This window comes from Curtobacterium sp. MCPF17_046 (assembly GCF_003224295.1).
Taxonomy (GTDB): domain Bacteria; phylum Actinomycetota; class Actinomycetes; order Actinomycetales; family Microbacteriaceae; genus Curtobacterium.
Genome location: NZ_QKLB01000004.1, coordinates 250,239 through 262,159, shown reverse-complemented (window position 1 = coordinate 262,159; position 11,921 = coordinate 250,239). Strand labels below are relative to the sequence as shown.

Sequence of the window (11,921 nt, the reverse complement as noted above, 5' to 3'; positions counted from 1 at the left end):
GGGTGCCGGACTCTCCTGTTCTCCCGACGCTCGACCTGCAGCACACCTGGCGTGGCGCCACGTGCCGGGTGCGGGTGTTTCGTGACCGGGTCACCGCGGAGACGAGCTTCGAGCGCGACGCGCTGCTCCCGGTCCCGATGGACGCCGTGCAGGGGTGGCGGATCGAGGAGTGCGACGACGACGCGGTCTGCGTCGAGTTCGTCACGCCGGACGACGTCTGGCGGGTGTTGCTCTCCCCCGCCGACGAGGCGGTCGCCGACGTCGCGTTGCGCTCGGCGCTCGGTGCGCCACTCCCGCCCGCGTCGTAGCGACGTCGCCGGCAGCGGCGGGCGGGCGTCAGACCAGCAGCAGCACCGCGGCGAGCACGGAGGCCACCGCGATCACCAGCGCGATGAGCAGCAGCACGAAGTGCACGCGCCAGAACGTCGTCGGGCGGCCCGCGGCGTCCCGGGCGCGGGAGTCCTTCGCGACGCGCTGGAAGAAGCGCGGCCACGCGACCACGTTGAAGACGGCGCCGACGATCAGGACCACTGCAGCGAAGACGAGCACCCGACGATCCTACGCCCGGGCCTCGGCCGCCCCCCACGACCGGCCGAGACCCGCGACAACACCGGGTGTAGCACGTGCTACAGAGCGTACACGACCGGGTGGTCGGCCCCGGGGTCAGGTGCCCGCGAGGACCGCTTCCGCCTCTGCGAGCGCTGCCTGGTCGGCCGGGCTGAGCGGTGTGCGGTGTCGACGGGCGCCGTCGTTCACCTCGACGATGAGACGGCTGAGCCGGGTCGCGGGGTCGTCGGAGTCGGGGTACTCGTTGTCGGTGCCGAGTCGGGCGGGACCGGTTCGAGACGGCGGAGGGCATCCTGCAGCGCCCGGGTCCGTCTGCTCTGCCAGAGCCGGTGGCCGAGGACGAGCAGGAGCATGCCGGATGCGACGAGCAGCACCGCGCCCGGTGTCGTGACGTCGTACGGCAGGGCGAGCGCCCGCGTGACGTCGACCCGGCCGGCGACGTGGGCCAGGTCCATCACCGCGACGACCACCATGCGGACGACGCCGAAGACCCCGCCGGCGACGAGCGCCCACAGACCGACGCGGTCCGGACCGGTCCGGGCCTCCCGGATGCGCAGCACGCAGATGAGCCCGGTGGCGCCGAGCGCCACCCCCAGGTACGTCGTCTGCACGATCGAGTAGACCGCCGCGAGGGGCTGCGCACCGACGGCGAGCATGAACGTCGTGGTCGTCCGGACCGGGTCGAGCAGCACGAACGCCGTCACGACGGCGATGACCACGACGGAGCACGACGCGACGACCGCCCTGCGCATCCACGGCCGTGCCGCTCCCACGGCCTTCGCGACGCCCCAGAGCAGCGTGCTCGTCCCCGCCGCCATCAGGACGTCGCACACGAGGGTCAGGACGTTCCGTCCGCCGAGCAGCGGGTCGACGGCGCGGTACAGGGGGTCGACGCCGGCGACGACCGTGCCCGAGAACAGCAGGAACGTCAGTGCCAGCGTCCGGTCCTGCCCGCGTTGCACGACGGAGAGGACGACCGCCCCGACGACGAGCAGGACCGCCTGGACGACGGCGAGGATCACCCGAAGACCCCGCGGAACGCACTGGGACGTTCGCGGTGGCCGCGGATCAGCTGCGCGAGCCGGTCGGCGAAGAGCTCGGCCTCGCGCTCGTACTCGTTCTCGAAGAGCCCGCGGGCGAGGGCCCGTTCGACCTTGTACTCGGGCAGGTCCGGGATGAGGCTCCGGATGGCGGCGGCCTGCGGCGCGGTCTCGTGGTGTCCGTGCAGGACGTGGCCGAGCTCGTGTCCGATGACGAACGCGCGGAAGGTCGGGGACGGCGTCGGGGAGATCATCACGAGGTGACGGTGCTCCAGCGTCGCGACGAAGCCGCACACCGGCTCGTCGGCCAAGAACGACTCCTCGCGGACGGTGATCGGCTTGCCGACGAGGTCCTCGGCCGCCGCCACGGCGTCGTCGATCCCGGTCCAGCCCGCGTCCTCGCCCAGCTGCCAGAACCGGTCGACCAGCGTCGGCGCGGTCACACCGCACCGCCGCTGCGCGACTCCTGCTCGATGACCTCGGCGATGCGGCGGAGGGCCTCCGGCGAGAGTTCACCGGGGAAGGTCCGCGCTGCGAAGCCGCTCACCCGGGCCGAACGGACGGCCCGCACGAGGGCGAGTTGCGCGCCGATGCGCTCGGGCAGTTCGCTGTCCTCGAGCAGGAAACGGTCGTCGACCTCGAAGAAGCCCGCGAGCAGGCGCAGCAGTCGGGTGTCGCTGTTCCGCCGCCCGTCACCGGACACCATGTAGGTCCACTTCGCGCGCGAGAGCGAACCGCCGCGGTCGGCCACGTACTGCTCGATCTCCGCGAAGGGCACGGGTGCACCACGCTGCGACTCCTCGAAGTCGAGCAGCAGGTTGAGCCGTCGCGCGAGCTCCCCCGCGTCGAGCACGCCGCCCTTCGGCACCGATCCCGTCATCGTCGCCCCCTTCGATCCCGTGCCCGACCACCCTACTGCGCCACTACCCTCGGACGGGTGTCCCGCCGGTACCCCGCTTCCATCGCCGGCCCGGTCGAGCACGAGATCGTCGTGTCGCGCTCCCGGTTCGTCACCCTCGCGCACCCCGCCGCGGACCCGGCGGCGGCGGAGGCCGTCATCGCGGACGTCCGCCGTCGCTCGTGGGACGCCCGGCACCACTGCACCGCGATGGTCACCGGCGTCCGCGGGGACCAGGCCCGGTCCTCCGACGACGGTGAACCGTCGGGCACCGCGGGCGTCCCGATGCTCGAGGTCCTCCGTCGGCGGGACCTCACCGACGTCGTCGTGGTCGTCAGCCGGTGGTTCGGCGGCGTGAAGCTCGGTGCCGGTGGGCTGGTCCGGGCCTACTCGACCTCGGTGTCCGAGACCCTCGACCGGGCGGAGGTCGTCCGCCGCGCCGCCCGGACGCAGGTGACCGTGGCGGTCCCGCACGCCGACGCGGGACGGGTGGACAACGCCCTGCGCGCGTGGGTGCAGCGGCACGACGCCACCTCCGGCGCGACGGTCTACGGCGCCGAGGCGACGTTCGAGGTGTGGGTGCCGAGCGACGGGATCGCAGCACTCCGGGCGGAGTTGGCGGCGGTGTCGTCGGGCGGGCTCGACGCGGTGGTCGGCGAGGAGCGGGTGGTGGAGCTGTCCGACGGGTGACGCAGCGCCGGCACCGGGACCGGGACCGGCACCGGAACCGGAACCGTCCGATCAGGATGGCGCCCGGAACCGGGTCGGGCGTGTCGGGCACGACGGTCTCGCGAGGCACGGGGCGTGGAACGCCGGTACGACGACGAAGACCCCGACCGGATCGGTCGGGGTCTTCGGTTGGTGCACCCCCTCGGACTTGAACCGAGAACCCACTGATTAAGAGTCAGTTGCTCTGCCAATTGAGCTAGAGGTGCGTGGTGTTGCGTTGTCCTGCCGCTTCGGCGTGCGCCCCGCGACGGGAATCAACAATAGCATGACTTCTGCGTGCCGTTGACCACTCGCGGCACCGGACGAACAGGAGCCCCACTTGAGCGACCGTCTCGCCGCCGGCGACACCGCCCCCGACTTCACCCTCCCCGACCAGGACGGCACCGAGCACGCGCTCGCGGACCTCCGCGGACGGAAGGTGATCGTGTACTTCTACCCCGCGGCGTCCACCCCGGGCTGCACCACCGAGGCCTGCGACTTCCGCGACAACATGTCGTCGCTCCAGGCCGCCGGCTACGAGGTCCTCGGCGTCTCGAAGGACGAGCTGCCCGCCCTGCAGCGCTTCCACTCCGAGCAGGCCCTGAGCTTCCCGCTGCTGAGCGATCCCGACCTCGCCGTACACCGCGCGTACGGGGCATGGGGTGAGAAGAACAACTACGGCAAGATCGTCACCGGCACCATCCGGTCGACGATCGTCGTCGACGAGGAAGGCCGTGTCCAGCTGCCGCTCTACAACGTCAAGGCCACCGGCCACGTGGCGAGCCTGCGGAAGAAGCTCGGCCTGGTCTGACGGCTCGCCTCCCGGCGCTGCTCGGGCCCGGTGCTGCTCGGGCCCGTCGCCGCACGCTCCCGGCGTCGCTCGGGCCGGTCGCCGCTCAGTCCCGGCGCCGCTCAGTCCCGGCGCACGAGTGCCGCGGTCACCGGCCGGCTCAGCACGAGCGTGATGCCGAGCAGCGCCGGGATGAGCAGCGCCCACCCGACGGACGCCACCCGCGACTCGCCCTGGAACGCCCCGATCGCAAGGGCGCCCTGCAGGACCTGCCAGACGACCACGCCGCTGCGCACCCAGGCGCGGCCGCGACGGAGTCCGGCCACCATCGCGCCGAGCCACACGGTCGCGAGCACCGCGAGGACGAGCAGGGCGATCCCGGACGCGATGCCCGCTGCCGGGGACGTGAGGAGTTCGACGAGCAGGAAGACCGTCACGGCGGCCATCGCGAGGAACTCGAGCCCGACGACGGCGACGAGCACGAGGAGTGCAGCGGGCCGCCTCCGGGGGACGAGTTCGTCGTCCGTGGTGGTGTCAGGCACAGCGATCCTCCAGCAGTGAAACCCTTGATTTGGCCATACCAGTATGGAACGATGTCCGAGGTCGTTTGGACGGCACGATGTGGTGTACGTCTCCCGTGGTTCGACGCTCCTCCCCCGAGCGTTCCGCGGGCGTCGAACTCTCCCCGCGCGGGCTCCTCCCCCACAGGAAGCCTCCCGTACGTCACATGAGCATGTGCAGAGTCCCGATCCCCCGAGTCACGGCCGCGGCCTGCCGTTCGAGCATCTACCGCAAGGAGCACCACACATGGACTGGCGTGACCAGGCTGCCTGCCTCACCGCAGACCCCGAGCTCTTCTTTCCCGTCGGGAACACCGGCCCGGCCGTCGACCAGATCGAGAAGGCCAAGTCGGTCTGCGCTCGGTGCACCGTGACCGAGATGTGCCTGCAGTACGCCCTCGAGAACAACCAGGACTCCGGTGTCTGGGGCGGCCTCAGCGAGGACGAGCGTCGCGCGCTCAAGCGCCGCGCAGCCCGCGCCCGCCGCGCCTCCTGACCGCGCGCACCTGACAGGAGAGCCCGCCATCCCGAGGGGTGGCGGGCTCTCCTGCGTCCGGCCCGTGGCACTGTGCCGCAGGGGCACCGCGAGACGCCTGGAGGCCCGCACCTCGCTGTCGGCGACCGACCAGTCTGTCCCGACCCGCGCTGCGAAGCACCCGCCACAACGCCGATGTCCGGCACCGCTGCCAGATCACTTGCCCTGACGTGAGCAGCGTCCCGGTAGACGACGGTCGACCGAGCGATCTGCAAGGCTCGGGTCATGTCGTGGCCACAGGCTGATCCCCTGGATTCGGATCGTCTCGCCCTGGAACCGCTTGCCGTCGAACACGCAAGCGAGATGGTCACCACCCTGGCTCCACCAGAGCTCTACCTCTTCACCGGCGGCGAGCCACCGACCCTGGACGAACTGGGCGCACGGTACGGCCGCCAGTCCATCCACCGTCGTGACTTGGTTGCGCTCGGTCGACGTGCGGCACATCAGGGCTTCCATTCATCCCGACCACACAGCTTCCGAACGCGTCGCGCGCCGGACCGGGCTTGCACCCACGACCGCTCTCATCGACGGCGAAGTTCTCTGGGAGGTCTTCTTGCCTCCGGCCGCTGAGCACTGACCCCGTCCGATGGACGATCGGCGAGTGAGCCGCCTCACCGTCGGCGTAGCCCTCGGATGAGCAGCGCGGTGGACACCAGCATCACTCCCGAAAGCAGCAGAGTGCCGCCGAGGATGGCTACCGGTGTGCTCCCGGCGCTGACAAGCACGAACACACCGATGATGGCGAGTGGGGCACCGATGAGCAGGCCCACGAGGTCGGCGGCTCCCTGCTGTTGCGGGTTGTTCACAGGGTCAAGCTATCGGCGGGCGACAAGGGGCATGCAATCCCAGAGTTCCGTCCCGATGGCCGTTGGACCACCGAACGCTGGCTCGGTCGCTCTTGATCGTTCCGGTGGGGAATCGGCTGACGGGACGGTGTACTACTCGGACCTCAGACCACACGGAAGCCGGATTCGACGGCGACAGGTGCAGGTGAATGTGCGGCCGCTGGTTGAGCGTGCAGTCATGCCTCCGACTAGGGCTTCGCCCCGTTCCCGAACGACCCGTGCAGCGTCGTCCCGGCGAACACGGTTCCGTCAACAACACCGTGTACCCGCGCGAGCGTGGCGTCGTCCGCCGGGGAGACCCCGATCGTCAGCGAGCCGTAGTCGATGCGCATCGTCTGCGGAATGCTCGCCTCGACTCCGGTCACGCCTGGAGTGGCCGCGAGCGTGGCCGATCCGGACGCGACACCGAGGGCGGTTTCGTCAGGGATCCGCTGGTCGAACGTGCCCGAGTAGGTGACGGTGGAGAGAACGTGTCCCGGCCCCTCCGGCACCTGCAGCGTGAGGGTGACACCGGTCCAGGCAATCCGCTCCGCCATCGCGACCGGAACCGCGGACGCTTCCGACGGGGTTGCGTCCGGGTCCATCGTGACCACGAAGGCGCTCGAGAACGAGTGCGTCTCGGTCGCACCGACTGGGGGTGTGGGACGAGCCGAGGGCGTGGGTACCGGCGGGAGCGTGAGATCGTCCGGGGAGACACCGCCCATCGGCGGCGGTGCGGCCGGGCCGGCATCGCGGTTGTCCCATGCCTCGAGGCCAGGGGGCGTGACGTCTGTTCCGTCGGCGGCGGTGTAGCGCTGGTGCAGCTCGATCCGGTTCGTCGCGCTCGCGACGCCGGGGCTCGCCCGCACGGTGCGGAGCGCGTCGTCGAGCGTGGACGCGACCTGCGGGTCCAGCTGCGGGACCGCCGCCGCCGTCGTGGCGGAGGAGGCTGTGCCTCCCGGCCCGACTGTGCACCCCGTGACCGAGACGAGCGTGATCACGAGGGCTGCGGTGACGGCGGCGGTTCGCTGGAGCACCTTCCGACCGTACGGGCACAGACGACCCGACGCATCGACCATTCGGCGTAGGTCGCGTAGGTCGCGTAGGTCGCGTAGGACGGCCCCTGGCCGGACACAACCAAGTCCGGCCAGGCACCGTCTGGGCGCTTCTCAGCGGAGCGTGACCGCCCGATGGGCGATCCGTCAGCGGGGCGGCGGAGCTGACTCGCAGCGCGGTTTGCATCGCGAGATGCCGGGTTCGTTTCCTCGCTCTCTGCGAACAGCTCGGCCATGCTGCGGGGCCGCTGGTCATCCATGGGACCGGGCTACGTCGCCTCTGTCCTCGCGAAGCCACCACTCGTCCCGGTAGCCGATCCGTCAGTGCTCAAGCTCGGTAGGCTCTGCGCCCGTCGAGATCCAGAAACGTTGGAACACTCGCCCGGCGGCGTCGGTGACCTCGCTTTCGGATCGACCCCCGTTGCCCTCGATCACGCGGCGGGACCCGAGGTTCTGCGCGTCACAGGTGACCAGCACTTCTGCCAGACCACGATGATGAGCGACACGGAGGACGCCCTGGAGTGCGCGAGTGGCACGTCCTCGGCGTCGGGCACTCGGGCGAACGCTGTAGCCGATGTGGCCGCCGTAAGAGCGAAGGAAGTCGTTGAGCTCGTGACGGAGCGCGATGCTTCCCAGGTACTCGTCGTCCTGGACCATCCAGTAGTAGCTGCACGTGACGAACCCGTCGCCCGCGGGGACGCCTTCCTCGGTGCGCAGTTGCATCACCCATTGAGCGAATCCGCCTTCGGTCGCCAACAGGGCTGCGTCACGGATGCCGGCACCGTCCTGGTGCGCGCCATCCCACTCGAGCATGGACTGCTGGAACGATCTGAAGAGCCGTTCGGACGGCCGCTCGAGTTGCATTCGGTGATCCTAGAGCCGTTTCAGCAGCCGATCGTCGAACGGTCGCCGCAGCGCAGCTCTGTCAGCAGCGCGTTCAACTCGTCACTCCACACGTCGAACGTGCGTTGGTAGACCAGATGATGCTGATGGGTACGGACGAGGTACTTGCCCTCGTCGCTGCGCATCTGAATCGAGATGCTGCTACCCGTCGCACTGTCGGCAACATGCCAAGTCAGCCGCATCGGCAGCTTGCGTAATCCTCGTCGCGTGGCGCCCCACATTCGGTACGTGAACCGCGAGCCCAGATCGACAGCGCCCTCCGTCGTCGCTTCAACGGGGCTGCCGCTCTTCTCGGCTAGCCAACCGGCGATGACTTGCACTGCGCGCTCTGAGGACTTGGGGCTCTCGAGCGTGACTTCACGGGTCTCGGCAAGATCGATCATGTGACAGTCCTACAGGGCAGCCCCCTGACCCGATCAGCGGTCGCCGCGCAAACCAGGACCCGCCCTCCGCGACGAGAGGTCGGGCGACCCCGATCCCCGAGACTCGGGGGAGATGGGTCGGGTTCGGCTAGGTTCCACTTGTGGGGATGAGGCGGCGAACGCGCATCGTGCTGGTTGCATCGATCGCGCTGCTGACGATCGTCGGAGCCGCTGTAGGGGTGCGTGTCTGGTTCGACACGAATCAGCGTGAGAAGACAGACGCGGCCTTCACCGCGATGCGCGTCGTTGATCAGCGCATCGATCTTCGGAGCGTCATTCCGGATGCGAGACGCACCGAGACCGGTGTCGCGGTCCGGCCCCTGGGCGCGGGGCCGGGTCCATCCATCAACTACGCGTTCGACGCAGCGGCGACGCCAGACTGGAAGGCGCGGGTCGGCAAGCGGATGGAAGCCGCCGGATTCGGCGAGAACGGGGAGCCCTGGTTCACTCAGGTGGGCGACGAGCCCGTGTCCGTGACGATGTCCGGTGCGACCGCCGGAGGCGGCGGGCCAGTTTACTTGGTGATGTCCACGTCGTGAGATGGAGCGCTGACCTTCACCGTGTTCGGGCCCACGTAGGCGCGTAGCGGATGCGTCGCCGGAGAGCTTGAAAAGCCCCGCCGAGATGTCGCACACCGATTCGCGGAGCGGTTCCGCAGGGTCTCTGGCAGCACGCCATCGTCCTACCTGACGCACTGGCGATGGTCCGCGCTCAGCGCGCACTCCGCGACCCTGACGTCCGCGTGATGGCTCTCGCCACCGACCTCGGCTCCGGCTCGGAAAGCGCATTCAGCAGTGCCTTCGAACGCGAAGTCGGCCGATCGCCTCTCCACTACCGGCGCCAGACGACGGCGTCTCCGTAGCCGATCTTGCTGCCGGACTCACGCCGGTGCCGTATCGCTTTCAGCCGAGCAGTAGTCCGAAGCCGAGAAGGAAGGCGAACGGCGACAAGACGAAGAGGAAGACGACGAGGGCGATGGTCGCGGCCGTCACCGTGGCGACGCTCCCAGTGACGAGGGACAGGAGGCTGGCGAGGCCGACCGTTCGCCCCACGTCGCCGCCGGTTGCGACGGTGGTGGTCGCCTCCTCGAGGAGGTCGCGCATCGGGTCGGCGGTCATGGTGCAAGAGTACGGAGAGGATGACGCACGGCCGACCGGGTGCGGGCCTCCAGGCCGTCGCGGGCGACCGCGAGCGCTCAGGCGGTCGCTGCCGGTGCCGCCGTGAGCCAGCGGAACGGGATCGAGATGGTCACCTCGGTGCCGCTGCCCGTGAGGGTGTGCCAGTCGATCGTGCCGCCGAGTTCGCCCTGGATGAGGGTGCGGACGATCTGCGTCCCGAGCCCCGACCCGACCTTGCCCTCCGGCAGGCCGACGCCGTTGTCGCGGACCTGGATCTCGATGTGGTCGTCGTGCCGGTTCGCCACGATCTCGACCTCGCCGTCGCGCCCGTCGAGCCCGTGCTCCACGGCGTTGGTGACGAGTTCGGTGAGACCGAGCGCGAGCGGGGTCGCGGCCTCGGACGGCAGCACACCGAACTCCCCCGTCTTCTTCGGGTGCACGGTCGTGTTGTGCGACGCCGCGACCTCGGTCACGAGCTTGAGGACCGAGTCGAACACCTCGTCGAAGTCGACGGTCTGGCTGAGCCCCGTCGACAGGGTGTCGTGCACGACGGCGATGGCGGCCACGCGCCGCATCGCGTTCTGCAGGGAGGTCCGCGCCTCGTCCGAGTGCGTGCGCCGGGCCTGGATCCGCAGGAGGGACGCCACCGTCTGCAGGTTGTTCTTGACGCGGTGGTGGATCTCACGGATCGTCGCGTCCTTGGTGATGAGCTCGCGCTCCTGGTGCCGCATCTCGGTGACGTCGCGGCAGAGGACGACGGCGCCGATGCGGTCACCGTGGTCGCGGAGCGGGATCGACCGGAGGGTCACGGTGACGCCCTTCGCCTCGATGTCGGCCCGCCACGGAGCGCGGCCGGTGACCACGAGCGGCAGGGACTCGTCGACGTCGAGCTGCGCACCGAGCAGCTCCGTCGTGACCTCGGCCAGGGACTTGCGCTCGAGTTCGCCCTCGAAGCCCATCCGGTTGAACGCGCTGAGACCGTTCGGGCTCGCGAACGTGACCACGCCGTCGGTGTCGAGGCGGAGGAGACCGTCACTGGCACGGGGCGCACCACGGCGGGGGCCAGCGGGTGCGCCGAGGTCCGGGAAGTCGCCGGTGGCGATCATGCCGAACAGGTCGTTCGCGCTCGCGGTGAAGTTGAGCTCCTGACGGCTCGGCGTGCGCGACTCGTCCTGGTTGGAGTGGCGGGTCACGACGGCGATCGGCCGCTCGGTGGTCTCGGCGCTCTTCGCGGTCAGGCGGCGGAGCACCGGGATGGCGCGGACGCGGGTCGGGGTGTCCTCGTACCAGTCGGGCTCGGCCGAGTCGACGACGCGGCTCCCGGTGAAGCTCTGGGTGACCTGGTCGCGCCACTCCTCGCGGATCTCCTGCCCGACGATGTCGCGGTAGAACAGCGTCGCCGCCGAGGACGGCCGGGCGTGGGCGACGGCCACGAACGACGACCCGTCGGCGGTCGGTACCCAGAGGACCATGTCGGCGAAGGACAGGTCGGCCAGCAGCTGCCAGTCGCCGACGAGCAGGTGCAGCCATTCCACGTCGGCTTCGGAGGAACGGCCTTGTGCGAGGACGAGGTCACTGAGGGTCGACACCAGCCAAGTCTAGGTCCGCCGCTGTGTGGAGACGGCGCACTCTCCACAGGCAACACCGCTCTGCGAAATGTGATGTTGCACGGCCCATACGCTCAGCCCTGGAGAAAGGGGGCCGGGGTGACGGACACGGCGCAACGGATCGACGAGGAGCCGGTCGGGAGGTACGACCAGACCGAGGAGGACCGGAGGGACCGCCATCGCGCCGAGGACGACGGGACGGGCGGCACCGACGCCGTGCCCTCCTCCTCGAGCGTCATTCGGACGGTCGGCCCCGGGGTGGACGTCGGCACGGACGGGACCGACGCGGACGTCGGCACGGACGGGACCGGGGCGGTTCGGAGTCCGTCCGTGACCGGAGCGGTCCTCGGTGCGTCCGGGACCGGAGCGGCCCTGGATCCGTCCGGAACCGCGGCGGTCCTGGAACCGTCCGGGACCGGGGCGGCGCCGGGCGCGAACGAGTCGCATGCGGCTGTCGGTGCGGGTGGCGGCGGCGCGGGCACGGACCTCCCGGACGCCGGCGAGACCGCGCGGTCCCTCGCCCTGTGCGTCGCCGAGATCCTCACCGGCGCCCGGGAGGTCGACACCATCTCGCGGTGGATCACCGACGAGGTGCACCGACACCTGCAGCACCGGGCGGCGGTCGCGGCGCGTGCCCGGTCGGTGTCCCGCCACGCACGGCAGCGTGCGGTCATCCGGGTCGGCGGCGTCGTGCTCGACGGACCCCGGGACGGCGTCGCCGAGGCGGCCGTGGTCGTCCACACCCGGAGTCGCGCCCGGGCGGTCGCCATCCGGCTCGAGGTCCGCAACGGTCGCTGGCGGGCGACCGCGATCGGGGTGCTCTGAGTGCGCGGAGCCGGGCGCGTCGAGCAGGGTCGACGTCGATCTTCCTGCCGGGCCAGACGCCGCTGCCGG

The 11,921-nt window shown here is 70.4% G+C and carries 18 protein-coding genes and 1 tRNA gene; 6 read left to right on the top strand and 13 right to left on the bottom strand.

Going from position 1 to position 11,921, the window contains the following annotated elements; genetic code table 11:
* Positions 1-2: 2 nt before the first annotated feature.
* Positions 3-308 (top strand): hypothetical protein, encoded by a 306-nt coding sequence (locus DEJ32_RS05925; RefSeq protein WP_146234089.1) that lies wholly within the window; start codon positions 3-5, stop codon positions 306-308.
* 28 nt (positions 309-336) lie between these two features.
* On the opposite strand, the gene DEJ32_RS05920 is transcribed toward DEJ32_RS05925, so the two are convergent.
* From DEJ32_RS05920 to DEJ32_RS05905, 4 genes are all read right to left on the bottom strand, one after another.
* Positions 337-549: an SCO4848 family membrane protein gene (locus tag DEJ32_RS05920; RefSeq protein WP_110824475.1), complete on the bottom strand. Its 213-nt coding sequence runs from the start codon at positions 547-549 to the stop codon at positions 337-339.
* 203 nt (positions 550-752) lie between these two features.
* Entirely contained in the window at positions 753-1,589 is an 837-nt protein-coding gene (locus DEJ32_RS05915; RefSeq protein ID WP_110900610.1) for a hypothetical protein, read from the bottom strand.
* A complete protein-coding gene (locus tag DEJ32_RS05910) occupies positions 1,586-2,050 on the bottom strand; it encodes an ImmA/IrrE family metallo-endopeptidase (RefSeq protein ID WP_110824477.1) in 465 nt (154 codons plus the stop codon). Before DEJ32_RS05910 ends, DEJ32_RS05915 begins: the two co-directional genes overlap by 4 nt.
* Positions 2,047-2,487, bottom strand: coding sequence for a hypothetical protein (locus DEJ32_RS05905; protein ID WP_110900609.1), 441 nt, complete (start codon positions 2,485-2,487; stop codon positions 2,047-2,049). The genes DEJ32_RS05910 and DEJ32_RS05905 overlap by 4 nt, the downstream gene beginning before the upstream one ends.
* Before the next feature lie 57 nt (positions 2,488-2,544).
* Here DEJ32_RS05905 and DEJ32_RS05900 point away from each other — a divergent pair, with 57 nt between their 5' ends.
* Entirely contained in the window at positions 2,545-3,195 is a 651-nt protein-coding gene (locus DEJ32_RS05900; RefSeq protein ID WP_110900608.1) for a YigZ family protein, read from the top strand.
* Between the two features lie 169 nt (positions 3,196-3,364).
* On the opposite strand, the gene DEJ32_RS05895 is transcribed toward DEJ32_RS05900, so the two are convergent.
* A tRNA-Lys gene (locus DEJ32_RS05895) sits at positions 3,365-3,440 on the bottom strand.
* Positions 3,441-3,553: 113 nt separating this feature from the next.
* On the opposite strand from DEJ32_RS05895, the gene bcp reads away from it, so the two are divergent.
* Positions 3,554-4,024 carry a thioredoxin-dependent thiol peroxidase gene (gene bcp / locus DEJ32_RS05890; protein ID WP_110824480.1) on the top strand — a complete coding sequence of 157 codons (471 nt, stop codon included), beginning with the start codon at positions 3,554-3,556 and terminating at the stop codon, positions 4,022-4,024.
* A 101-nt stretch (positions 4,025-4,125) separates the two neighbouring features.
* Here bcp and DEJ32_RS05885 read toward each other — a convergent pair whose 3' ends face one another.
* The gene (locus tag DEJ32_RS05885; protein WP_110900607.1) at positions 4,126-4,545 is read right to left on the bottom strand and encodes a hypothetical protein; all 420 of its coding nucleotides are present in this window, start codon (positions 4,543-4,545) and stop codon (positions 4,126-4,128) included.
* Positions 4,546-4,810: 265 nt separating this feature from the next.
* Here DEJ32_RS05885 and DEJ32_RS05880 point away from each other — a divergent pair, with 265 nt between their 5' ends.
* The gene (locus DEJ32_RS05880; RefSeq protein ID WP_022904217.1) at positions 4,811-5,059 is read left to right on the top strand and encodes a WhiB family transcriptional regulator; all 249 of its coding nucleotides are present in this window, start codon (positions 4,811-4,813) and stop codon (positions 5,057-5,059) included.
* Between the two features lie 195 nt (positions 5,060-5,254).
* Here the strand turns inward: DEJ32_RS05880 and DEJ32_RS16170 are convergent, their stop codons facing one another.
* The 5 genes from DEJ32_RS16170 to DEJ32_RS05855 form a co-directional block, all read right to left on the bottom strand.
* Positions 5,255-5,554, bottom strand: a complete 300-nt coding sequence (locus DEJ32_RS16170) for a hypothetical protein (protein ID WP_181420591.1) — start codon at positions 5,552-5,554, stop codon at positions 5,255-5,257.
* Positions 5,555-5,709: 155 nt separating this feature from the next.
* Positions 5,710-5,904 (bottom strand): hypothetical protein, encoded by a 195-nt coding sequence (locus DEJ32_RS05870; protein ID WP_110889903.1) that lies wholly within the window; start codon positions 5,902-5,904, stop codon positions 5,710-5,712.
* A gap of 227 nt (positions 5,905-6,131) precedes the next feature.
* Positions 6,132-6,959: a hypothetical protein gene (locus DEJ32_RS05865; RefSeq protein ID WP_146234088.1), complete on the bottom strand. Its 828-nt coding sequence runs from the start codon at positions 6,957-6,959 to the stop codon at positions 6,132-6,134.
* 339 nt (positions 6,960-7,298) lie between these two features.
* On the bottom strand, positions 7,299-7,841 hold the full coding sequence (locus DEJ32_RS05860) for a GNAT family N-acetyltransferase (RefSeq protein WP_110900605.1): 543 nt from the start codon (positions 7,839-7,841) through the stop codon (positions 7,299-7,301).
* Between the two features lie 20 nt (positions 7,842-7,861).
* On the bottom strand, positions 7,862-8,263 hold the full coding sequence (locus DEJ32_RS05855; protein WP_110900604.1) for a hypothetical protein: 402 nt from the start codon (positions 8,261-8,263) through the stop codon (positions 7,862-7,864).
* A 146-nt stretch (positions 8,264-8,409) separates the two neighbouring features.
* Here DEJ32_RS05855 and DEJ32_RS05850 point away from each other — a divergent pair, with 146 nt between their 5' ends.
* Positions 8,410-8,841 (top strand): hypothetical protein, encoded by a 432-nt coding sequence (locus DEJ32_RS05850; RefSeq protein WP_146234087.1) that lies wholly within the window; start codon positions 8,410-8,412, stop codon positions 8,839-8,841.
* Positions 8,842-9,204: 363 nt separating this feature from the next.
* Here DEJ32_RS05850 and DEJ32_RS05840 read toward each other — a convergent pair whose 3' ends face one another.
* Together DEJ32_RS05840 and DEJ32_RS05835 are read right to left on the bottom strand one after the other, a co-directional pair.
* A complete protein-coding gene (locus tag DEJ32_RS05840) occupies positions 9,205-9,420 on the bottom strand; it encodes a hypothetical protein (protein WP_110900602.1) in 216 nt (71 codons plus the stop codon).
* A gap of 77 nt (positions 9,421-9,497) precedes the next feature.
* Complete coding sequence (locus DEJ32_RS05835) at positions 9,498-11,009, bottom strand: sensor histidine kinase (RefSeq protein ID WP_110889909.1); 1,512 nt, start codon at positions 11,007-11,009, stop codon at positions 9,498-9,500.
* A gap of 348 nt (positions 11,010-11,357) precedes the next feature.
* Here DEJ32_RS05835 and DEJ32_RS05830 point away from each other — a divergent pair, with 348 nt between their 5' ends.
* Complete coding sequence (locus DEJ32_RS05830; protein WP_146234086.1) at positions 11,358-11,852, top strand: Rv3235 family protein; 495 nt, start codon at positions 11,358-11,360, stop codon at positions 11,850-11,852.
* Positions 11,853-11,921 lie beyond the last annotated feature (69 nt).